Source organism: Kluyvera georgiana, from assembly GCF_050990895.1.
In the GTDB taxonomy this organism is placed as follows: domain Bacteria; phylum Pseudomonadota; class Gammaproteobacteria; order Enterobacterales; family Enterobacteriaceae; genus Kluyvera; species Kluyvera georgiana.
Window position 1 is genome coordinate 3,208,083 of the sequence record NZ_CP158865.1, and the last position, 22,869, is coordinate 3,230,951.

16 protein-coding genes are annotated in these 22,869 nt (G+C 56.8%); 6 read left to right on the forward strand and 10 right to left on the reverse strand.

All coding sequences use genetic code 11. The annotated features are described in order from the left end of the window. Positions 1–5 precede the first annotated feature (5 nt). Genes ABTW00_RS15305 through ABTW00_RS15315 form a run of 3 tightly spaced genes read left to right on the forward strand, consistent with a single transcriptional unit; the run spans position 6 to position 2,205 of the window. Positions 6–803: a transketolase gene (locus ABTW00_RS15305; RefSeq protein ID WP_433636245.1), complete on the forward strand. Its 798-nt coding sequence runs from the start codon at positions 6–8 to the stop codon at positions 801–803. Further along, positions 803–1,714, forward strand: coding sequence for a transketolase family protein (locus tag ABTW00_RS15310; RefSeq protein ID WP_433641058.1), 912 nt, complete (start codon positions 803–805; stop codon positions 1,712–1,714). The genes ABTW00_RS15305 and ABTW00_RS15310 overlap by 1 nt, the downstream gene beginning before the upstream one ends. Positions 1,715–1,767: 53 nt before the next feature. Continuing rightward, positions 1,768–2,205 (forward strand): PTS sugar transporter subunit IIA, encoded by a 438-nt coding sequence (locus ABTW00_RS15315; protein ID WP_433636247.1) that lies wholly within the window; start codon positions 1,768–1,770, stop codon positions 2,203–2,205. A gap of 34 nt (positions 2,206–2,239) precedes the next feature. Here ABTW00_RS15315 and ABTW00_RS15320 read toward each other — a convergent pair whose 3' ends face one another. From ABTW00_RS15320 to lrp, 10 genes are all read right to left on the reverse strand, one after another. Then, positions 2,240–3,661, reverse strand: a complete 1,422-nt coding sequence (locus ABTW00_RS15320) for an APC family permease (protein ID WP_271446959.1) — start codon at positions 3,659–3,661, stop codon at positions 2,240–2,242. A gap of 252 nt (positions 3,662–3,913) precedes the next feature. Next, positions 3,914–5,065 (reverse strand): MFS transporter, encoded by a 1,152-nt coding sequence (locus ABTW00_RS15325; protein ID WP_065355674.1) that lies wholly within the window; start codon positions 5,063–5,065, stop codon positions 3,914–3,916. Between the two features lie 262 nt (positions 5,066–5,327). Beyond that, positions 5,328–6,191: a dimethyl sulfoxide reductase anchor subunit family protein gene (locus ABTW00_RS15330; RefSeq protein ID WP_433636250.1), complete on the reverse strand. Its 864-nt coding sequence runs from the start codon at positions 6,189–6,191 to the stop codon at positions 5,328–5,330. 1 nt (position 6,192) lies between these two features. After that, complete coding sequence (locus tag ABTW00_RS15335; protein WP_064548757.1) at positions 6,193–6,810, reverse strand: DMSO/selenate family reductase complex B subunit; 618 nt, start codon at positions 6,808–6,810, stop codon at positions 6,193–6,195. 10 nt (positions 6,811–6,820) lie between these two features. Further along, on the reverse strand, positions 6,821–9,265 hold the full coding sequence (dmsA, locus tag ABTW00_RS15340; RefSeq protein WP_064548754.1) for a dimethylsulfoxide reductase subunit A: 2,445 nt from the start codon (positions 9,263–9,265) through the stop codon (positions 6,821–6,823). A gap of 203 nt (positions 9,266–9,468) precedes the next feature. After that, on the reverse strand, positions 9,469–10,761 hold the full coding sequence (serS, locus tag ABTW00_RS15345) for a serine--tRNA ligase (protein WP_064548752.1): 1,293 nt from the start codon (positions 10,759–10,761) through the stop codon (positions 9,469–9,471). Between the two features lie 92 nt (positions 10,762–10,853). Continuing rightward, the gene (gene rarA, locus ABTW00_RS15350; protein ID WP_064548750.1) at positions 10,854–12,197 is read right to left on the reverse strand and encodes a replication-associated recombination protein RarA; all 1,344 of its coding nucleotides are present in this window, start codon (positions 12,195–12,197) and stop codon (positions 10,854–10,856) included. A gap of 9 nt (positions 12,198–12,206) precedes the next feature. Beyond that, a complete protein-coding gene (lolA, locus tag ABTW00_RS15355) occupies positions 12,207–12,818 on the reverse strand; it encodes an outer membrane lipoprotein chaperone LolA (protein ID WP_433636252.1) in 612 nt (203 codons plus the stop codon). Between the two features lie 122 nt (positions 12,819–12,940). Then, positions 12,941–17,098 (reverse strand): DNA translocase FtsK, encoded by a 4,158-nt coding sequence (gene ftsK, locus ABTW00_RS15360; RefSeq protein WP_433636253.1) that lies wholly within the window; start codon positions 17,096–17,098, stop codon positions 12,941–12,943. A 120-nt stretch (positions 17,099–17,218) separates the two neighbouring features. Continuing rightward, positions 17,219–17,713 carry a leucine-responsive transcriptional regulator Lrp gene (gene lrp, locus ABTW00_RS15365; RefSeq protein ID WP_000228469.1) on the reverse strand — a complete coding sequence of 165 codons (495 nt, stop codon included), beginning with the start codon at positions 17,711–17,713 and terminating at the stop codon, positions 17,219–17,221. A gap of 550 nt (positions 17,714–18,263) precedes the next feature. Between lrp and trxB the strand changes: the two genes are divergently transcribed. From trxB to cydC, 3 genes are all read left to right on the forward strand, one after another. Then, a complete protein-coding gene (trxB, locus tag ABTW00_RS15370; protein ID WP_064548746.1) occupies positions 18,264–19,229 on the forward strand; it encodes a thioredoxin-disulfide reductase in 966 nt (321 codons plus the stop codon). Positions 19,230–19,352: 123 nt separating this feature from the next. Further along, on the forward strand, positions 19,353–21,119 hold the full coding sequence (cydD, locus tag ABTW00_RS15375) for a heme ABC transporter permease/ATP-binding protein CydD (protein ID WP_433636255.1): 1,767 nt from the start codon (positions 19,353–19,355) through the stop codon (positions 21,117–21,119). After that, positions 21,120–22,841, forward strand: coding sequence for a heme ABC transporter ATP-binding protein/permease CydC (cydC, locus tag ABTW00_RS15380; RefSeq protein ID WP_433636256.1), 1,722 nt, complete (start codon positions 21,120–21,122; stop codon positions 22,839–22,841). Positions 22,842–22,869 lie beyond the last annotated feature (28 nt).

Consider the following 22,869-nt stretch of genomic DNA (forward strand, 5'->3'; position numbering starts at 1 on the left):
ATACGATGACTATTGAACAACTGAAGTCGCATGCGCTGAGCGCTCGCCGTGACATTGTAAGCATGATTTATGAATCAGGGATTGGCCATCCGGGAGGCGCCCTCTCCATCATCGATATCCTGACGTGGATCTATGATGAAGAGGTGGATTTTTCTGTCTCGCCGCGGGCCCGCGTGGTGATGAGCAAGGGCCATGCCGTTGCAGCGCAGTATGCCATGCTGTACCAGAAAGGAATTATCAATCGAAGTGAATTTAGCTCGTTCCGCCAGATTAACTCACGCCTACAGGGCCACCCCAGCATCAAATCGATTCCCGAGGTGGATGCCACCACCGGGTTGTTGGGTCAGGGATTATCCATCGCCTTCGGGATGGCGGCGGCCAAAAAACAGCACGGTGAGAACCAGCGCGTCTTCGCCATCATCGGTGACGGTGAAATGCATGAAGGGCAAATCTGGGAAACGCTGCAGCAGGCGGGACATATGAAAATGGATAACCTGGTAGCCATTATCGACTACAACGGGTTTTCTTCTCACGACCCGGTTAACCAGGTGATTAACCTCGAACCACTAGCCGATAAGATCCGTCATTTTGGCTGGCACGTCCTTGAGCTACACAACGGTAATGACATGCACCAGGTCGCCGACACGCTGCTGCTGTCACGCCATCTTAAAGGCAAACCTGTCGCGATCATCGCCCATACCACGAAAGGCTGCGGCGTAAGCTACATGGAAAATAACGGCGACTGGCATTCTAAAACCCCCACCACTGAACAGTACCAGCAGGCTATGGAGGAGTTGCAATGATGAAAGCACCACGCGATGAAATCGGTCAGGCGCTGATCGCCCTGAAACAAAAAGGCTACCCGATCGTCGCCATTGATAGCGATTTAGCCAGCTCGACACGGACCGACCAGTTTGCCGCCGTCTATCCGGATGCGTTTTTCGAAATGGGGATTGCGGAAGGTTCGGCAATGAGCTTCGCCATCGGTCAGGCGCTGGAAGGCAACATTCCCTTTTATGTTAACTTCGCCATGTTCATCACCGGCACGGCATGGACTCAGCTACGGCAAGCCTGCTACGCCAAAGCCAATATTAAGCTCGTTGGCAGCCACCCCGGTATGGATGATGGACCTGATGGCGCTTCGCATCATGCCCTGGAAGACCTGGCGCTCACCCGGGTTCTGCCTGGCCTGACTATCCTGACGCCAGGTGATGCTGAAGAGGTGGCGGAGGCATTTGAGCAAGCGGTGAACATCAACGGGCCGGTCTACATCCGCGTAGCGCGCGAACCGATGCCTGTGCGCGATAAATCTGTCGTTCCGCGCGTCAGCGATATTGCCGCCATCGCCAACAGCGGCAATGACTTTGCGATCGTTTTTGAAGGGACCGTGCTTGAACAAGCGACTGACGGCTATGAAAAGCTCCTCGCCAGCGGTAAAAAAGGCAAACTGATCCACGTCGCGACGCTGAAGCCGTTTAACCAGCAGGCATTCTTTACGCTGATTGAAGGCTGCCCGATCATTGCTTCGCTCGAGAATCACACGGTTAACGGCGGGCTGGGCGGGCAGATAGCTGAAACGCTGGCTCAGGTGGCACACCCCGCTCGTCTTACCCGTCTTGGCACGCAGGATACATTTACCGAATCCGGTAACAGCCGGCAGCTAAAAGCCAAATACGGCATATCTGGCGATGCGCTATATCGTGCGCTTAGTTAACCAGGGAATCGGTCGCCCAGCGTATCGGGCGACCCTATCAGCAGGAGTTCGACATGGAGAATGCGCTTTTTACCGCCCGTCAATTCACCTCGCAAAAAATCGATTGGCGTAGCGCCGTTAAGCTCGCCTGTCAACCGCTTGAAGCGCAAGGAGATATCAGTGTTCACTACGCACAAGCCATTATTCGTGCCACCGAGCAGAACGGCCCCTGGTATATCCTTAGCCCCGAGTTTGCGCTACCTCACGCACGCCCGGAAGAAGGCGTATTAAGCCAGAAAAGCCGCCTGTCGCTGCTCTGTTGCGCCGAATCGGTCGCTTTTCCCGGCCATCCGGATGTGCGACTGATTATCGTGCTGGCTGCGGCAAACGGCGAGCAACATATTCAGACCATTCAGCGTCTGGTCTGCTGGCTGGATGAGGACGATCGTTTAGCGAATCTCACCGCCATCACTAGCCAGCAACAGTTTGCATCGCTGACCGCGAGCTTATAACCGTAAAGGGGGGGCTTTCCCCCCTTTGTTCGCTTTAGCGATTCTTACGCGCCAGCAGCGGGAAAATCAGCCCCAGCCCCACCAGTACAAACGGCGTCGCGACATTTAGCGACAGTTGGAAAGCCCACTCCGGCGTGAAAGCGGTCATTTTCGGGAAAATGCCGGTCAGGCAGGCAAAGGCGGTAAACAGGAAGCACCATACGCCAACGGTCATCGCCAGCGAGCGATTGCGAATAAACACGTACTCGGCGTGATATTTTTCCCCCAGTCGAATCACCGCAATAAACGCCACAAACACCCACAGATAGCGCAATGGCATCACCACCGAGTTGAGGTTCAGCAGCCATTTGTAGAGGTTGTTCATATCACCAATGCCCAGCGTCGGCAGCATAATCAGCAGCGCCACCAGCACCAGCGTCAACAGGTAACCATTAACCGGCGTGCCTGACGCATTGGTGCGGCACAATTTCTGCGGGATATAGCGACTATCGGCATCGCTCAAGAGTACTTTCAACGGCGCATCGATAGAAAACACCAGCGCGGCAACCTGCCCCAACGTGTTGGCAATGGCGTAAATGACCATCAGGCTATTGCCCATATGATAGTACTCGCCGAGACGCTGGAAGGCGTAATACTGACCGTTGGCCATCAGGTCATCGGGAATATTGTTAGAGTCAAACATCATCCCCATCGCCAGCGAGCCGAGAATGGCGCACACCGCCACCATCACCGCGAGGAAGATCATCCCACGCGGAAACTCTTTTCCGGGATTACGGGTATTGTTAACGTATGGCGAGATTTTTTCCGCGCCGCCGACGGCAAAGACCAGCATCGAAATGGTGGTGATATAGGTGAAGTCAAAATGCGGAATGAAAGTGCGCCAGGTAATATTGGTGGTGGCGATGGTCACTTCGGTGATGGCCGGTGCGGTCACCGCCATCACCACGTACAGCAGCGACATGACGAACATCGCGATACCGGCGATAGACCCGACCAGCTTCAGCGATTTCATCCCACGCGAGGCCACCCACATGAAGAAGACAAACAGCGCCAGCGTGCAGCCCTGGAGCGCGACAACGCCGTACTCAGTGATCAGCGAGCCGTTGCCCTTAATGGCCCAGCCAAGGGCTATCAGAATCGCCTGCGGCTTCTGCGCCAGATAGGGAATATGCACCACCCAGTAGGTCCAGGCCGCCAGATATGCCAGCCCCGGCCCCATGGTATTTTTAATCCAGGTACTGACCCCACCCTTGCCGTCTTTAAAGGTAGAACCGAGCTGACCTACAATCAGCGCATACGGCGTGAAATAAAGGGCGAAGATAAACAGCCAGGAGAAAACAACCACCAGCCCCTGGTTGGCGTAGTTATTGACGACGTTGCCAAAACCCCACACCGTAATAAAAGACATCAGCGCGATGTTGTACCATCGCAGCTGTTTCTCTTGCTCGCTTGCCATAAAATCCGTTCCTTGAATGTTATTATTCGCAAATGCGTTATTTTTCGACGGATGATTATGCGAGCACTAAGCGGAAAAGGATAACGTAACAGTGTAAAACCCCAACACCCCGCACATTTTATAGGGTTAAAGGTATTAAAGTCAGCAGGTTATAGGCTCGCCCGAACCGCCTCACTACGCTAGCGCGACGTGAGTTCAGTATAGTGCCGAAGGCGTGAGGGCGCGTTATCAGGCCGATAACGCGCCAGAAAATCAGGCGTGAGCCACCGGCGTCGGATGGTGTCCGGCTTTGCGCAGCAGCATCATGAGATACACGAACGATACCCCGGCAATCATAATAAACAGCAGGTTATCGGAATAGTTTTGCATCAGCATCGCGGTCAGCGTTGGGCCGACCAGGCTGCCGATGGTATAGCTCAGCAGCAACGCCTGATTCATTGATACCAGTTGATGGTGTTCTACTTTCTCGCAGGCCCAGGCCATCGCCACCGGATAGAGCGTAAAGCCGGCCGCACCCAGAATAAACAGCGCGGGCGCCATCATCGCCTGGCTCAGCATGCCCATGCAGCCGATGATGACCACAAACACCTGAACGCGCAGCACCAGCAAACGACCATAGCGGTCCGCCAGCCGTCCAATCGGCCACTGCCCCAGAATCCCGGCGCTGACCATCACCGCCATCCAGAAACCGATGCCGGAGTCGCTGACGCCGCGATGGTTAAGGTACAACGGCATCAGCCCATACAGCGAGCCCAGCACGATACCGGAGATAATGCAGCCGTTGACGCCAAGGCGTGCCTGACGAAGCTTAAACATCGGCCAGACGCGCGCGCTGTCGTCCTGCTGTTCATCCTTCTGATTCAGAATACGGGTAAACAGCAGCGGCAGAATACCGGCCAGCACCACACCCGTCATCAGCGGCAGAATGGTCGCCATATCCGTCGGCAGTCGACTAACGATAAGCTGACCCAGCACGGTGCCGATGTAATACATCATCATGTAAGCCGCCAGCAGCCGTCCGCGGTTGCGCGAGGTGCCGCTGCACATCAGCGCGCTCTCGACAACCACCCAGATCATCGCGCAGCCGACGCCCGCGATAAAGCGCCAGAACATCCAGCTCCAGAAGCCCACCATAAAGCCCAGCCCCACGCAGCCTGCGGCGAAAATCAGCGACGCAATGTAGTAGCTGAAGTTGAAGCCAAGGCGCTTAATGAGGCGTCCGGTCAGCATCGTACCGACCAGGTTGCCGGTAAAATAGGACGAGCCGACCATCCCCACCTGCCAGGTCGGCAGGTTTTCATGGGCGAGCCAGAGCGGGACGAGCGTGTTTAATACCGCGATCGCCAGCGTCAATAACAAGAGGCCGCAGAGCAATAACAGCACTGGGCGGGTATAGGTGGACATGGGCTACAAACCGTGAGGATAGACAGATTTCGAGCGCATCATGCCACCGCCAAAAACATTGTCAATCCACCGGATTTGCACCAGAACGCGCTTTCTGAGGTGACGATTGATGTTTCTTATTCAGCAGGACGGTACAAATGGATAAGCGAAATGTATTTAATTGTTTTTATTAGTAAACAGGAGAAATATGCAGAAGAGGTTCAGTCGAAAAAATTCATGAACAAAAAGTGCCAGGGCGAGACCGCCCCGGCAGCTTATTCACTTAGCTGGCCACCGCCATGCCCACGGTCATATGCAGACCGTAGAACACGCCGCGACCAATCAGCTCTCCCACCAGCACCAGCACAAATGCCAGGCTGAGAAGCGGCAGCGCAGGCTGATAGCCCTTCAACTGCGGAACTATCCAGCACACCAGCGCCAACACAATCGCGGCGACACGCCATGCCATCAGCGAACCGTAGTCCGGCACCAGCGCAGAAGCTTGCTGAATCGAGCTGTGAATCGTGGCCAGTTCAACCCCTTGCATTAGGGAAACCACCACGCTAATCGCCAGCGCCGCAAGGCTCACGGCCGGCAGTAACCGCAACGCCCAGCCTTCCACTCCTGCCCAACACAGCAGCAGGTAACCCAGCAGCGGCCCGCCGATAAACAGCGTCAGGAAGAAGCTCAGCGGCGTCCAGATGCTGTACCAGGTCGGTACGGTATCGATGGTGTTATACACCCGCACCATCATCCACACGAAGACCACGCCCAGCACCATCGTCACCACCAGCCACAGGCTACGCAGCGCGCAGGAGAGCTTGTTGGTCACGGCCAGCAGCCAGCCGATACCGCCGACGGCGAAGAAAATCGCGCCGCTGGCAATTTCGTTACTCAGTGACGACGCGCCTACGCGGTTCAGCGAGTTAAACGCGCGCATCGGCGAGCCGAGGTGCAGCGTCGAGGCGACAAAACCAATGCCCATCAGCACCCACAGCGCAAACATACTCAGCACCACGCGCTGCTGCTGCTCGCGCGATAGCTGCCCTTTCATCAGCGCCAGCGCCAGAACGATAAAACCGCCGGCCACGCACTGCCCAAAGACCGTGAAGATCATCAGCGGCCATTCATGCCATCCACTTCCCATCTCACACCTCCTTCGGGTTGGCCAGGTAGCCAGTAGTATCGCCGCACGGACGTGCATTGGCGTTAGGTTTAATCACAATGCTCGGCCTGGTGAAGTGCGCCGACGGCAGCGGCGCAACGGCCGCCAGCTGGCCGTGCTTCTGGCGCAGCTCTTCAATCGGCCCAAAGTCCAGCGCGCGCAGCGGGCAGGATTCCACGCAGATTGGTTTTTTGCCTTCCGCTACACGCTCATGGCAGCCATCGCACTTGGTCATATGACCTTTGGCCGCGTTGTATTGCGGCGCGCCGTACGGACAAGCCATGTGGCAGTAACGGCAGCCGATGCAGACATCTTCATTAACGACCACAAAACCATCTTCACGTTTGTGCATCGCGCCGCTGGGGCACACTTTGGTACAGGCCGGGTCTTCGCAGTGGTTACAGGCAATCGACAGGTAGTAGGCAAAGACATTCTGGTTCCAGACGCCGTTGTCCTCCTGCCAGTCGCCGCCCGCGTATTCGTAAATACGGCGGAAGCTGACGTCCGGAGTTAAGTCTTTGTAATCTTTACACGCCAGTTCACAGGTTTTACAACCGGTGCAGCGGGCCGAATCAATAAAAAAGCCATATTGGGTGGTCATCGGTTACTCCTTACACCTTCTCAACCTGGACAAGGTTCGTGTGCGATGGGTTGCCTTTCGCCAGCGGCGACGGGCGTTGAGTGGTCAGCACGTTAATGCAGCCCGCCTGGTCGATACGTTTTGTATCCGGGTCATACCAGGCCCCCTCACCCAGCGCCACGATGCCAGGCATCATGCGCGGAGTCACCTTCGCTTCAATATGTACTTCCCCGCGATCGTTGAAGATACGCACGCGATCGCCATTGGCAATGCCGCGTTTCTTCGCATCCAGCGGGTTGATCCACATTTCCTGACGACAGGCCGCTTTCAGCACGTCGACGTTACCGTAGGTGGAATGCACGCGCGCCTTATAGTGGAAGCCGGTCATCTGCAGCGGGAATTTTTCCGCCAACGGATCGTTGTAGTTTTCAAAGCCCGGGGTATAGATCGGTAACGGATCGATCACATCGCCTTCCGGGAGCTCCCAGGTGGCGGCGATTTTCGCCAGCTCTTCGGAGTAGATCTCGATTTTCCCTGACGGCGTGGTCAGCGGATTCGCCTGCGGATCTTCACGGAACGCTTTGTACGCCACGTGGTGACCTTCAGGATCGCGCTGTTTAAAGATGCCCTGCTTGCGGAAGGTATCGAAATCCGGCAGTTCCGGCACCGCCTGGCGAGAAAGCTCATGCAGATGACGCATCCAGCCTTCCTGCGTGCGGCCTTCGGTGAACTTCTGCTCAACGCCCATCCGCTTCGCCAGCTCGGTGGTCATGTCGTAAATGGTTTTACATTCAAAGCGGGGTTTGATGACCTGATCGGTGAAGATAACGTAGGACATGTTGCCGCAGGAAGCATCCAGCGCGAAGTCCATCTGCTCGGAAGCGGTGCAGTCCGGCAGCAGGATATCGGCATATTTCGCCGATGAAGTCATGTGGCAGTCAATCACCACAATCATTTCGCATTTCTTATCGTCCTGCAGAATTTCATGGGTGCGGTTAATTTCGGAGTGCTGGTTAATCAGACAGTTGCCGGCATAGTTCCAGATCATTTTGATCGGCACGTCCAGCTTGTCCTTACCGCGTACACCGTCGCGCAGCGCGGTCATTTCCGGGCCACGAACGATCGCATCGGTCCACATAAACATGGAGATGCTGGTTTCAACCGGGTTATCGAACGTTGGCATACGTTCGAATGGCACTTCATAGGAACCTTCACGCGCGCCGCTGTTACCACCGTGAATACCGACGTTACCGGTCAAAATCGACAGCATGGAGATCGCGCGGGTGACGATTTCACCGTTGGCGTGACGCTGCGGACCCCAGCCCTGAGAGATATAGGCCGGTTTAGCGCTGGCGATTTCACGCGCCAGTTTCACGATGCGATCGGCCGGAATCCCGGTGATCGTCGATGCCCACTCCGGCGTTTTGGCCGTAGCATCGTTACCCTGACCCAGGATATAAGCTTTGTAGTGACCGTTGGCCGGAGCACTTTTCGGCAGCGTTTTCTCGTCATAGCCGACGCAGTATTTATCGAGGAACGGCTGATCGACCAGATTTTCGGTAATCATCACCCACGCCAGCGCCGAAACCAGCGCCGCATCGGTACCCGGACGAATCGGGATCCATTCATCTTCACGCCCGGCGCCGGTATCGGTATAGCGCGGATCGACAATGATCATCCGCGCGTTCGATTTCTGCCGCGCCTGCTCCAGATAGTAGGTCACCCCACCGCCGCTCATACGCGTTTCGCCGGGGTTGTTACCGAACAGCACCACCAGCTTGCTGTTTTCGATATCGGACGGACTGTTACCGTCGGCCCAGCCGCCGTAGGTGTAGTTCAGGCCGGCAGCAATCTGTGCTGAAGAGTAGTCACCATAATGGTTAAGGTAACCGCCGCAGCAGTTCATCAGACGCGCAATCAGGGTTTTTCCCGGCGGCCAGGAACGGGTTAAGGTGCCCCCGAGCGTCCCGGTACCATAGTTGAGATAAATAGATTCGTTGCCGTAATCTTTGATCAGGCGCTTCATATTATCGGCAATGGTATCAAAGGCTTCTTCCCAGCTGATACGCTCGAATTTGCCTTCACCGCGTTTACCGACGCGCTTCATCGGGTATTTGAGACGGTCCGGGTTATAGACGCGACGGCGCATCGAGCGGCCGCGCAGACAGGCACGAACCTGATGCAGGCCATCATAGTTATCGTCGCCGGTATTATCAGTTTCTACGTATTTAATCTCGCCATCGACAACATGCATGCGCAGCGGGCAGCGGCTTCCACAGTTTACCGTACACGCACTCCAGGTAACGTGCTCAGCGGCGGTAGCCGGGGCCAGCGTATCGGCCGCGTTCACGATGCGGCTAAAGGGAAGCGTAAAAGCGCTGCTGGCCATCGCCAGGCCACCTATGGCCGTGGTTTTCATTAAACCACGGCGGCTGACCTCGGCTGCCAGTAAAGCATCGGGGGTTTCAGTTTTCATGGACACTCACTTCGTTGCTTACATTGGAAACAAAGTTCGTTATATGGTTTTGTATATAACGAAATGCTATTATTTTAGTGTTATATGCTGTTGCTACTTCGAAGTGAGTATTAAGGGTTCTGCCAGGAGAGGTATTGTTCAGTATCAATGAGGATATAAAAAAAGCGCCTTTCGGCGCTTTTTCGGATGAAACTATCAGGGAATTAACCGATATATTCCAGACCGTTCATGTAAGGACGCAGTACTTCAGGTACTTCAATACGGCCATCTGCCTGCTGGTAGTTTTCCAGCACCGCAACCAGCGTACGCCCTACCGCCAGGCCTGAGCCGTTGAGGGTATGGACCAGACGGGTTTTCTTATCGGACTTACTGCGGCAACGAGCCTGCATGCGGCGCGCCTGGAAGTCCCAGACGTTCGAGCATGAGGAGATCTCGCGGTAGGTATTCTGCGCCGGAACCCAGACTTCGAGGTCATAGGTTTTGCAGGCGCCGAAGCCCATATCACCGGTGCAGAGGATAATTTTACGGTACGGCAGGCCCAGTAACTGCAGGACTTTTTCCGCGTGACCGGTCATCTCTTCCAGCGCCGCCATGGAATCTTCCGGACGCACGATCTGCACCATTTCAACTTTGTCGAACTGGTGCATACGGATCAAACCACGGGTATCACGGCCGTAGGAACCCGCTTCTGAACGGAAGCACGGCGTGTGCGCGGTCATTTTGATCGGCAGGTCGTCTTCGTCGATGATCTCGTCGCGAACCAGGTTGGTCAGCGGCACTTCCGCGGTCGGGATCAGCGCATAGTTGCTGCTGTCGGCTTCTTCTTCCAGCGGACGGGTATGGAACAGGTCGCCGGCAAATTTCGGCAGCTGCCCGGTACCGTACAGGGTGTCCTGGTTAACCAGGTACGGCACATAGTTTTCGCTATAGCCGTGCTGTTCGGTGTGCAGGTCCAGCATGAACTGCGACAGCGCGCGGTGCATACGAGCGATCTGACCTTTCATCACAACGAAACGTGAACCGGTCAGCTTAACGGCTGCAGCAAAGTCCAGACCGCTGTGCATTTCGCCCAGCGTGACGTGATCGCGGATTTCGAAATCGAATTCGCGCGGCGTGCCCCAGCGGCTAACTTCAACGTTGTCGTTTTCGTCACGGCCAATTGGCGCGTCGTCATGCGGAATGTTCGGAATGGTCAGCGCGATATCGCGAATCTCTGCCAGCAGAACGTCCAGTTCAGATTTTGCGGCATCAAGTTGTTCGCCAAGCTTGTTCACTTCCAGGCGTAAAGGCTCAATATCTTCCCCGCGTGCTTTCGCCTGGCCGATGGATTTCGATCGCGAGTTACGCTCTGCCTGCAGATTTTCAGTCTCTACCTGCAGTACTTTACGACGCTCTTCGAGAGCGCGAAGTTTATCTACATCCAGCTTAAAGCCCCGGCGTGCCAGTTTTTCTGCGACTGCGTCTGGCTCTGTACGCAGCAGATTGGGATCGAGCATGCTTATCCTATGCTTATCGAATTGAAAGTGGAGTATGCGACCACAGCCCGTGGTCGCAGAGGTACGTTGACAACATTACCGCAACGACTGCACTAGCGGTAGCGTTTTGTGCGGCTATTTTGATCCTGTTCAGCGAGCCAGGCGAGCTTTTCGCCAATCTTGCCTTCAAGACCCCGATTCGTCGGGTGATAGTAGCGAGTTTGCGCCATTTCGCTGGGGAAATATTCTTCACCGGCGGCGTAAGCGTTAGGTTCGTCGTGAGCGTAGCGATACTCCTGACCATAGCCCATCTCTTTCATCAGCTTCGTCGGCGCATTACGCAAATGAACCGGCACATCGTAATCCGGACGTTCACGGGCATCGGCCATCGCCGCTTTAAACGCGGTGTAGACCGCGTTGCTTTTCGGCGCGCAGGCAAGATAAACAATGGCCTGCGCAATCGCCCGCTCCCCTTCGGCCGGGCCAACGCGAGTAAAGCAGTCCCAGGCGGAGATAGCCACCTGCATGGCGCGCGGATCGGCGTTGCCCACGTCCTCTGAGGCAATCGCCAGACAACGTCGCGCCACGTATAGCGGGTCGCCGCCGGCGCTGATAATGCGTGCATACCAGTACAGCGCCGCATCCGGCGCGCTGCCGCGAACCGATTTATGCAGCGCGGAAATCAGATCGTAAAAACGGTCGCCTTTGTTATCAAAACGCGCGCTGCGCTCGCCGGCGATTTCAGTCAGCAACTGTGGCTGAAGTACGCGCTTACCCGCGTCATCAAGCTCGGCCATATCGGCCATCATTTCCAGCGTATTGAGCGCCCGACGCGCATCACCATTCACCAGTTCGGCAATGGCGCGGCGGGTTTCATCTGGCAGGATGATATCCTGACCGCCGTAGCCCCGGGCGCTATCTTCCATCGCCTGAGTAAGCACTTGCTCAATATCGTCGGTTGTGAGCGATTTCAGCAGATAGACGCGGGCGCGAGAAAGCAGTGCCGAATTCAACTCGAAGGAGGGGTTTTCGGTGGTCGCACCGATGAAGGTAATGGTGCCATCTTCGATATGCGGCAGGAAAGCATCCTGCTGGCTTTTATTGAAGCGGTGAACTTCGTCAACGAACAGAATCGTGCGCCGCCCGGCGTTGCGATTCTGCCGCGCTCGCTCGATGGCTTCGCGAATCTCTTTCACCCCGGAGGTGACGGCTGAAATCCGCTCCACGTCGGCGTTGGCATAGCGAGCAATCACTTCCGCCAGCGTGGTCTTGCCGGTGCCCGGCGGCCCCCACAGAATCATCGAATGCAGATGCCCGGCCTCGATGGCACGAGGCAGCGGCTTACCGGCCGCCAGCAGATGCTGTTGACCGATATACTGCGCTAAGTTTTCTGGCCGCATACGCGCGGCCAGCGGTTGAAATGTGTTATCTGAAAAATCGAGCGACAGGTTGCCCACGCATGCCTCTTACTTACGCTGGTCATCCACCGTCACGCCCTGCGGCGGTGTAAAGGTGAATTTGGACGCGTCCACCGAACCGTTCTGCTGCGATTTCAGCTGATAGCTGCTGCGCTGATCGTCCTGCTCGATGGCGCTGAACTGATGGATAGTGCCATCGCGTCCGACGTTAATGGTAAATTTCTTCAGGTTGCCGTTGCTGCCGCGCGGCGTCAGCACAAAATCATCACCAGTTTGCTGAATATTGTACTGCTGCCAGTCGCTTGCCTGGTTACGGGCAATCAGCATAAACGGCGTGTTGCCGGTGGCATCTTTCAGCCAGGTGGCGGTCGCCTGCTCAACAAACGGGTTATAGAACCACAGGGTTTTGCCGTCGGAAACCAGGATACTTTCATCCGGCTGGGTCATATGCCAGTTAAACAGATTCGGGCGTTTCACCCACAGATCGCCCTGGCCTTCCTGGACCGCGTTGCCGCTACCGTCCGTCACTTTCTGGGTGAAGCTAGCGTGGAAGCTGCTGACTTTGTCAAGTCGGCTTTTCAGGTCACCGGCGGCGTCAGCCCATACGCTGCTGACAATAAAGCTGGAAAGTAATGCACACGTGATCGCTGTCTTTTTCATTGTTATTCCTTAAATAGCCTCATGCTCCCGCCAGGAGAGCTTCTGTCACTCACTCTAAGACCTCATCCCGAGCGGCGACAGAAGAAAATACTGAATTTTGACTTATTTACCCATCTTTGCAATCAGTCGAACGGCGGCGGTGCCAGCACCTCACGGTTGCCGTTATGCCCCTGTTCGCTGACGATCCCCTGCGCTTCCATCTGTTCGATGATACGCGCCGCACGGTTGTAGCCGATGCGGAACTGACGCTGTACGCCAGAAATGGATGCTTTACGTTTCTGGGTCACAAAATTCACCGCCTGGTCAAACAACGGATCCAGCTCTTCGCCCCCCTCGAAGCCACCGCCGCCGCCTTCGCTTTCGCTATCGGAGGTGATGCCGTCGATGTACTGCGGACGACCGCGCGCCTTCCAGTCCTGAACCACCGCATGGACTTCCTGGTCGCGCACAAACGCGCCGTGAACACGTATCGGGGTATTCGAGTTAGGGGCAGCATACAGCATATCCCCCATCCCCAGCAGCGATTCCGCGCCGCCCTGATCGAGGATGGTGCGGGAGTCGATTTTACTGGAAACCGTAAACGCAATACGGGTTGGGATGTTGGCCTTGATAAGGCCGGTAATCACATCCACCGAGGGACGCTGGGTCGCCAGCACCAGGTGGATCCCCGCCGCACGCGCTTTCTGCGCCAGACGCGCAATCAGCTCTTCAACCTTCTTACCCACGGTCATCATCAGGTCGGCGAATTCATCCACCAGCACAACGATGTAAGGCAGTTTTTCCAGCACCGGATGTGTGGCATCCATGCTGTCGCCCGGTTTCCAGTAAGGATCCGGGATCGGGCGGCCCATACGCGCGGCTTCGGCGATCTTATCGTTATAGCCCGCAAGGTTACGTACGCCCAGCGCTGACATCAGCTTGTAGCGGCGTTCCATTTCGTTGACGCTCCAACGCAGGGCGTTGGCGGCATCTTTCATGTCCGTAACCACTTCCGTCAGCAGGTGCGGGATCCCTTCGTAGACCGACAGCTCCAGCATTTTCGGGTCGATCATGATGAATCGCACGTCTTCAGGCTGCGCTTTGTACAACATACTGAGGATCATGGCGTTCACGCCGACGGACTTACCAGAGCCGGTGGTACCCGCCACCAGCAGGTGCGGCATCTTGCCGAGATCGGCCACCACGGGCTCACCGGCAATGTCTTTACCCAGCACCACGGTCAGCGGCGACGGGTTATCGCGGAATTTGTCGCAGTCCAGCACTTCACGCAGGTAAACGGTCTGACGTTTCTTATTTGGCAGTTCCAGGCCGACGTACGGTTTGCCTGGAATAACTTCCACCACGCGCACCGCCACGGTCGACAGAGAACGCGCAAGGTCGCGAGAAAGGTTAGAGATTCGCGCGGCCTTCACGCCCGGCGCCAGATTCAGCTCGAAGCGCGTGATAACCGGACCCGGTGAGTAGTTCACCACGTCAGCTTTGATACGGTAATCCGCCAGACGCGTTTCCACCAGGCGCGCCATCTGCTCCAGCGCGAAGGTATCGACAGGCTCAACTTCCGTTGGCGGCGGCGTTAACAGATCCAGCGACGGCAGCGGCGTGGTCGGTTTTTGCAGCGGGCGATCGTCGCCGTTACGCATCAACAGCGGGTGAATCAGGCTCTCCTGCGGCGGCGTGGCAGGCTGCTGCACGTGCTGTTGCGGCGGCGCATACTGCGTTTGCTGCTGTGGTTGAGCATACTGCTGCTGCTGTGGCTGGTGATAGCTTTGAGCATGCTGTGGCGGTTGCTGTTGATACTGCTGCGGTGCCTCAGGCTCCGGCATCACGCTTGGGGTAAACAGCGGCGCTTTTGGCGCATCATCAACCAGCGCTTTCATCGGCGAAAATTCGAAATCATCGAGAGAGAACGGATGCGCGCCTTCCGGCTGCTCGCTGGCATAACGCGTCTGCTGAGAGGCGGCAAACTGGCGTGCCAGTTCAGCCTCCGCGGCAGCATCGGCGTCGTTTTCGTCCTCGGCGTAATCCTCAACGTGCGATTCACCGTAGCGCTGCTGCTGAGAGGCGGCGAATTGACGCGCCAGCACATCTTGTTCCAGGGCATCGGCTTCATCGTCGCTCAGATTAACATCGTCATCATGCTGATAACGCTCAGCTTCGCGAGCGGCACGTTCTTCGGCCATACGCTGCGACGGCAGCTTGATGCCATAGGAGGCCAGTTCGCGACGCGTCGGCACGCGGACACGGTTCGGACGCGGTAATTTCGGGCCAATGCCCTCTTTCACCTGCGGACGCGGACCTTCTGCTGGGCTAAACAGCGGTGCTGACGCTGCTGTGGCAGCGACGGTGCCAGCAGCGGTAGCTGCGTGACGAACGCTGGCCGCAACCGGATCCACAGCGGCTGAAGGTTCAGGCACCGCAACCGACGCCGACGCAGAAGGCATGGACGAAGCGCGCTGTTCAACCGGCGCTAAAGGTTCAGGGATCGGCTGATACCATGCTGCCAGCTGTTCACGCTCACGCGCGCGTTTTTCTTCCACTTCTTCGAAGTAGTAAAGCGGTGGGCGATGGGCCGGTTTGACCTCTTCTTCAACCACCGGTTCAGGCTCAACCGTTGGCGCAGGCTCGGCCACGTATGGCTGTTCGTAAACAGGTTGTTCAGGCTGAGCATACTGCGGCTGCTCGTAAGCCGGCTGCTGAGGCTGAGCATACTGCGGCTGCTCGTAAGCCGGTTGCTGAGGCTGAGCATACTGCGGCTGCTCGTAGGCCGGCTGCTGAGGTTGAGCATACTGCGGCTGCTCGTAAGCAGGCTGCTGAGGTTGAGCATACTGCGGCTGCTCGTAAGCAGGCTGCTGAGGTTGAGCATACTGCGGCTGCTCGTAAGCCGGCTGCTGAGGCTGAGCGTACTGCGGCTGCTCGTAAGCCGGCTGCTGAGGCTGAGCGTACTGCGGCTGCTCGTAAGCCGGCTGCTGAGGCTGAGCGTACTGCGGCTGCTCGTAAGCCGGCTGCTGAGGCTGAGCGTACTGCGGCTGCTCGTAAGCCGGCTGCTGAGGCTGAGCGTACTGCGGCTGCTCGTAAGCCGGCTGCTGAGGCTGAGCGTACTGCGGCTGCTCGTAAGCCGGCTGCTGAGGCTGGGCATACTGCGGCTGCTCGTAAGCCGGCTGCACTGGCGGCCAGCCTTCTGGCGCAGGCGCGATGGTTGGGTCAACGGTAGCTGGCGTCGGTACAGGCTGCCATTCCACGCTCGGCGTTTCCACAGGCGGAATCGCCTGAGTCGAATCGGCTGCCCATACTGGGGCTGAAGCAACGGCAGCTGCTGCGGCGGCTGGCGCGGTAACCGAGTGGCCATTCAGCAGCGGGTCATATTCATCATACTCCGCCGCGCGCGTTGCGCTGGCGCCGGAGAACAGTACATCATCAGGATCGGCCTGGGCTGCATAACGGGCAGTCTCTTCCGGCTCATCCATTCGGCGGCCCGAGAACAGCGCTTCGTCGGTTTTGCGGCCCATCGGGTTTGCGAATTTTTCAGCAATACGCTTACGGCGCGCCAGCGCGCCACGCAGAATGCGGGCGCGGCGAGATTCGCGCGTATTGTTCTGCGCTGCGTCATCTTCGTACTCGTCTTCTTCTTCGTATTCGTCTTCATCGACCCAGGTATCGTCGCGACGGGTACGGTTGCTGGCAAAGGTGAGAATATTGAGGATCCAACTGCCCATTTTCTCAGCGATGCTGACCCAGGACCAGCCGGTAAACAGCGTCAGGCCCGCCGCCCAAATACACAGCAGCGCAATGGTGCCGCCGCTGCTATGGAGCATGGGCTGTAGCGCAGTGCTGAGCAGGCTGCCAATGACGCCGCCGGAAGCAAAGTACCAGATATCATCGGCGTTAATGGCGGCAAGGCCGCAGGAGGTCAGAATCAACGCCAGCACGCCAATCAAGCGCAGCGATACGGCAAAATAATCGATGTAGTCTTCGCTGGCACGGTGTCGCCAGGCGAACCAACAGCCGCCGATGATAATCACCGGAATGGTGTAGGCCATCACGCCGAAAATGAAGAACAGCGTATCGGCTAGCCATGCGCCGGAAGCGCCGCACAAATTGTGGATAGGCTCGTGCCAGGCCGTTTGCGACCAGCTGGGATCGGAAGGATTGAAGCTCAGTAGTGCTGCCATTAGCCAGACGGCAAAAATGGCGCAGAGAAGGAGTAACGCCTCAAGGAGCCGGCGTCCGCTGCTGAGTTTTGTGAGTTTGACTTCTTTGTCTTCTGTATATTCCTGGCTCAAGAAAGGCTCTCCAGGTGCCAAATGCTAAAACGGACAACAGTGTCAGATTGCGCTGACACTGTTGCTGTATGGATTAACAGGAGTGTAATCAAACTACGCTGATTTTGCACCTGTTCCGTTTTAGCGGGTCTTAATTACCAGACGATTACTCTGCTTGACCTCTTCCATCACGACGTAAGTACGGGTGTCGTTAACGCCTGGCAGGCGTAGCAGGGTCTCGCCAAGAAGCTTACGGTAAGCCGACATATCCGGTACGCGGGTTTTCAACAGGTAGTCGAAATCACCGGACACCAGGTGACACTCTTGAATTTCTTCAAGTTTTTGTACAGCGGCGTTAAATTGTTCAAATACGTCCGGCGCACCGCGATTCAGAGTAATCTCAACGAATACCAGCAGCGATGCATCCAGATAATGCGGGTTTAACAGCGCGGTATAGCCCTGAATAAAACCCTGTCGTTCCAGACGACGTACGCGCTCAAGGCACGGGGTCGGAGAAAGTCCTACTCTTTTGGAAAGCTCGACGTTCGAAATACGCCCATCTTTCTGCAGCTCATTAAGGATGTTGCGGTCGATGCGGTCGAGATCTTTGCCAGGGCGTTTTTTACTATCTACCATTATTATTGTCTCTCTGTATTCCTTCCCTACTCCTGTCTTGACTCTGTGCACTTCACTGTTCAGAGCCTTTTCCCGTTTTCAACACGCCGTTGTTGCTGCAACGACGCATATCCCAGGGGTTGCGTATGAGAAGCCCCGGCGCCTTGCGGCCACCCTCCGACATCACGTATGGTGTCTGTCCACACCATACGTAGATTTCAGTGATCCGGGTAAAAATGGTATTTGCGTGCATGAAAATTCACCACACGCGAAACACTGCTTTTCTTCTTCCTTGAATGTTGTCGCAAAAGCACAGGTGATTGTCAAAGCAAAACATCTTTTTTTAGTACAACATGCCAGATATTCATTATCACCCGGGCTTGATTTACATGTAATCGTCTTATAATCCGGCAGCGGACAGTAGAAATAGTTATATTTCTTGATGTTAAAATAAACAATCAATCGGCTCGATCTATTACACATATCGTTAACAAAATCGCTGCGCTCTTTTTTTACGTCTACAAATTCCCTACAATCCCGGACAATGTCTGCCAACAATTATGGGGATCTCATGGGCACGGCCAAACACAGTAAGCTGCTAATCCTTGGTTCTGGACCTGCGGGATACACCGCTGCGGTCTATGCTGCACGCGCAAACCTGCAACCGGTACTGATTACCGGGCTGGAAAAAGGCGGTCAACTGACCACCACCACCGAGGTGGAAAACTGGCCTGGCGATCCGAACGATCTGACCGGTCCGCTGCTGATGGAACGTATGCACGAGCATGCGACCAAATTCGAAACCGAAATTATTTTTGACCACATTCACAGCGTGGATCTGCAAAACCGTCCGTTCCGTCTTACCGGCGACAGCGGTGAATACACCTGCGATGCCTTAATCATCGCGACCGGCGCCTCTGCCCGCTATCTGGGTCTACCGTCGGAAGAAGCGTTCAAAGGCCGCGGAGTTTCCGCTTGTGCTACCTGCGACGGGTTCTTCTATCGTAATCAGAAAGTGGCGGTCATCGGCGGCGGCAACACCGCAGTAGAAGAAGCGCTGTACCTGTCCAACATTGCCTCAGAGGTACACCTGATTCACCGTCGTGACTCTTTCCGCGCGGAAAAAATTCTCATCAAGCGTCTGATGGATAAAGTGGAAAGCGGCAATATCGTGCTGCACACCAACCGTACGCTGGAAGAAGTGACCGGCGATCAGATGGGCGTGAGCGGTTTGCGCCTGCGTTCAACCGAGAGCGATGATATTGAATCGCTGGACGTCGCAGGTCTGTTTGTGGCGATCGGTCATAGCCCGAATACAGCGATTTTCGACGGCCAGCTGGAGCTGGAGAACGGCTATATCAAAGTGCAGTCCGGTATCCACGGCAACGCCACCCAGACCAGCATCCCTGGCGTGTTCGCAGCGGGCGACGTGATGGACCATATTTACCGTCAGGCAATTACCTCTGCGGGCACCGGCTGTATGGCGGCGCTGGACGCAGAACGCTACCTCGACGGTCTGGCTGACGCCTGCAAATAATCTTTACAAGTCAGTAACAAAAGTAAAAAAGGCGACGATAAGTCGCCTTTATTTTTTCTGCGATGTAACATTGCCGCGCCCATAACTGAAACCATTATCCAGAAGCCACCTGCTAAGCGCCCAATGAATAAAAGTCGCCAACAAGAACTCACCCGCTGGCTCAAACAGCAAAGCGTCCTGTCTCGCCGCTGGTTGATGCTCTCCCGCCTGCTCGGCTTCGCCAGCGGGATATTGATTATTGCTCAGGCGTGGCTGCTGGCCCGCATCCTCCACCATATGATTATGGAGAACATTCCGCGTGAAGCGCTGCTGATGCCGTTTATTCAGCTGGTTCTGGTTTTCGTCCTGCGCGCCTGGGTGGTGTGGCTGCGCGAACGTGTCGGGTTTCATGCCGGGCAACAGATTCGCTTTGAGATTCGCCGTCAGGTGCTCGACCGTCTACAACAGGCCGGCCCGGCGTGGATCCAGGGTAAACCTGCGGGCAGTTGGGCGACGCTGATTCTTGAGCAAGTTGACGACATGCACGACTATTACGCCCGCTACCTGCCGCAGATGGCGCTGGCCGCCTGCGTGCCGCTGCTGATCGTGGTCGCCATTTTCCCCTCGAACTGGGTCGCCGCACTGATACTGCTGGCCACCGCTCCGCTGATCCCGCTGTTTATGGCGCTGGTCGGCATGGGTGCCGCCGATGCCAACCGGCGCAACTTCCTGGCGTTAGCGCGCCTGAGCGGCCACTTCCTTGACCGTCTGCGCGGCATGGATACCTTACGTATTTTTGGCCGCGGCAAAGCCGAGACCGACAACATCCGCGAAGCCTCGCAGGATTTTCGCCAACGCACCATGGAAGTTCTGCGCCTGGCGTTCCTCTCCTCCGGCGTACTGGAGTTTTTCACCTCCCTTTCGATTGCTCTGGTGGCGGTCTATTTCGGCTTCTCGTACCTGGGCGAGCTGAATTTTGGTAGCTACGGCGCGGCGGTGACGCTCTCCTCCGGCTTCCTGGCGCTGATTCTGGCCCCGGAATTTTTCCAACCGTTACGCGATCTGGGCACCTTCTACCACGCCAAGGCTCAGGCGGTAGGCGCTGCCGACAGCCTGAAAACCTTCCTTGAATCGCCGCTGGCGCATCCTGAACGCGGTGAGCAGGTGCTGGAGACCAGCGAGCCGGTTTCACTTTGCGCGAAAGATCTGTTTATCACTTCGCCGGAAGGCAAAATGCTCGTCGGCCCGCTCAACTTCACGCTTAACGCCGGGCAGCGAGCGGTGCTGGTGGGGCAAAGTGGTTCCGGTAAAAGTTCGCTGCTGAACGCGCTGGCCGGTTTCCTCCCCTACAGCGGTTCACTAAAGGTCAATGGTGTCGAACTCCGTCACCTCCAGCCTGAAAGCTGGCATCGATTGATGAGCTGGGTCGGACAAAATCCACAGCTGCCGGCGGCCACACTGCGTGAGAACGTGCTGCTGGGCAACCCACACGCCGATGAAGAACAGCTGCATCTGGCGCTGGAAAAAGCGTGGGTCAATGAGTTTCTGCTGCAGCTTCCCGACGGCGTCGACACCGCCGTCGGCGAGCATTCCGCGCGCCTCTCCGTCGGCCAGGCGCAGCGGGTCGCGGTCGCCCGCGCCCTGCTCGCCCCCTGCCGTCTGCTGCTGCTTGATGAACCCGCCGCCAGCCTCGATGCCCACAGCGAACAGCGCGTCATGCAGGCGCTGGGCGAGGCCTCAACGCAACAAACGACCTTGATGGTCACCCACCAGTTGGAAGGTATTACCGAGTGGGATGCTATCTGGGTGATGGAAAACGGCCAGATTATCGAGCAAGGCTCGTATTCGCAGCTGGTTGCAGCCAACGGCGTTTTCGCCAGCCTGCTGGCCAATCGTCAGGAGGAGATCTAAATGCGCGCACTGTTGCCTTATCTGGCGCTCTATAAACGCCATAAATGGTTGTTAAGCCTCGGCGTGATTCTGGCGATTGTGACGCTGCTCGCCAGCATCGGCTTGCTGACGCTTTCCGGCTGGTTCCTCTCCGCCTCGGCGGTCGTCGGGTTTGCGGGCGCTTACAGTTTTAACTACATGCTGCCTGCGGCGGGTGTCCGCGGCGCGGCCATTATCCGTACGGCCGGGCGTTATTTTGAGCGTCTGGTCAGCCACGATGCGACCTTCCGCGTGTTGCAGCATCTGCGCGTCTTCACCTTCAGCAAACTGCTGCCACTGTCGCCTGCCGGGCTAGCCCGTTTCCGCCAGGGCGAACTGCTTAACCGCATGGTGGCCGATGTCGATACGCTGGATCATCTCTATCTACGCGTGATTTCTCCGCTGGTCGGCGCGCTGGTGGTTATCCTGGTCGTTACCGCCGGATTAAGCCTGCTGGACGTCAATCTGGCCCTGACGCTCGGCGGAATTATGCTCGCCACGCTGCTGATACTGCCTCCGCTATTTTATCGCGCGGGCAAGCCCACGGGCGAGCAGCTCACTACCCTGCGCGGTCAATATCGCCAGCAGCTCACCGGCTGGCTGCAAGGGCAGGCGGAGCTGACCATTTTCAACGCCAGCGATCGCTATCGTAAACAGATGGAGCAGACGGAGCTTAACTGGCACGACGCGCAGCGCCGCCAGTCTGAACTAACCGCGCTGTCTCAGGCGCTGATGCTGCTGATTGGCGCCGCAGCCGTCGTCGCCATGTTGTGGCTTGCCGCAGGCGGCGTGGGCGATATCGCCCAGCCAGGCGCATTGATTGCACTGTTTGTTTTCTGCGCGCTGGCGGCCTTCGAAGCCCTTGCCCCGGTGACCGGCGCGTTCCAGCATCTGGGACAGGTGATTGCATCGGCGCTGCGCGTGAGCCAGATTATCGAGCAACAGCCGGAAGTCACTTTCCCGCAGCAAGCCAGCGTTCGTCCATCGCAGGTGGCGCTTACGCTGAAGGAGGTCGCCTTCACCTATCCAGAGCAGACGCAACCCGCGCTGGAAAATCTCTCGCTGCACGTGGCAGCAGGTGAACATATCGCTCTCCTCGGGCGCACCGGCTGCGGCAAATCTACCCTCCTGCAACTGCTGACCCGCGCGTGGGATCCGCAGCAGGGCTGCATTTTGCTCAACGACACCGCGCTTAATCAGTTCGACGAGCAGACGCTGCGTCAGACCATGAGCCTGGTGCCGCAACGGGTGCATCTGTTCAGCGCTACGCTGCGCGACAACCTGCTGCTGGCCCGGCCAGATGCCACCGACGATATGCTTGGTGACGTGCTGCATCGCACCGGGCTGGAGAAACTGCTGGAAGATGCCGGGCTCAATAGTTGGCTGGGCGAAGGCGGCCGTCAGCTCTCCGGTGGCGAGCTACGCCGTCTGGGAATTGCCCGAGCGTTATTACACGATGCGCCGCTGATGCTGCTGGACGAACCGACCGAGGGGCTGGACGCCACCACCGAAAGCCAGATCCTTGAACTGCTGGCTGAAGTCATGCGCGAAAAAACGCTGCTGATGGTCACCCACCGCCTGCGTGGACTGGCGCGATTTAATCGGATAATTGTCATGGACAACGGGCAAATTATTGAGCAAGGTAATCATGCAGAACTGCTGGCAAAACAAGGTCGTTACTACCAGTTCAAACAGCGTCTGTAGACTATGATTGAGTTAACTTAGTTTCGTG

Coding starts and splice junctions, on each gene's coding strand:
- ABTW00_RS15305 (WP_433636245.1), top strand. CDS start 6: ATGACTATTGAACAACTGAAGTCGCATGCGCTGAGCGCTCGCCGTGAC.
- ABTW00_RS15310 (WP_433641058.1), top strand. CDS start 803: ATGAAAGCACCACGCGATGAAATCGGTCAGGCGCTGATCGCCCTGAAA.
- ABTW00_RS15315 (WP_433636247.1), top strand. CDS start 1,768: ATGGAGAATGCGCTTTTTACCGCCCGTCAATTCACCTCGCAAAAAATC.
- ABTW00_RS15320 (WP_271446959.1), bottom strand. CDS start 3,661: ATGGCAAGCGAGCAAGAGAAACAGCTGCGATGGTACAACATCGCGCTG.
- ABTW00_RS15325 (WP_065355674.1), bottom strand. CDS start 5,065: ATGTCCACCTATACCCGCCCAGTGCTGTTATTGCTCTGCGGCCTCTTG.
- ABTW00_RS15330 (WP_433636250.1), bottom strand. CDS start 6,191: ATGGGAAGTGGATGGCATGAATGGCCGCTGATGATCTTCACGGTCTTT.
- ABTW00_RS15335 (WP_064548757.1), bottom strand. CDS start 6,810: ATGACCACCCAATATGGCTTTTTTATTGATTCGGCCCGCTGCACCGGT.
- dmsA (WP_064548754.1), bottom strand. CDS start 9,265: ATGAAAACTGAAACCCCCGATGCTTTACTGGCAGCCGAGGTCAGCCGC.
- serS (WP_064548752.1), bottom strand. CDS start 10,761: ATGCTCGATCCCAATCTGCTGCGTACAGAGCCAGACGCAGTCGCAGAA.
- lolA (WP_433636252.1), bottom strand. CDS start 12,818: ATGAAAAAGACAGCGATCACGTGTGCATTACTTTCCAGCTTTATTGTC.
- lrp (WP_000228469.1), bottom strand. CDS start 17,713: ATGGTAGATAGTAAAAAACGCCCTGGCAAAGATCTCGACCGCATCGAC.
- trxB (WP_064548746.1), top strand. CDS start 18,264: ATGGGCACGGCCAAACACAGTAAGCTGCTAATCCTTGGTTCTGGACCT.
- cydD (WP_433636255.1), top strand. CDS start 19,353: ATGAATAAAAGTCGCCAACAAGAACTCACCCGCTGGCTCAAACAGCAA.
- cydC (WP_433636256.1), top strand. CDS start 21,120: ATGCGCGCACTGTTGCCTTATCTGGCGCTCTATAAACGCCATAAATGG.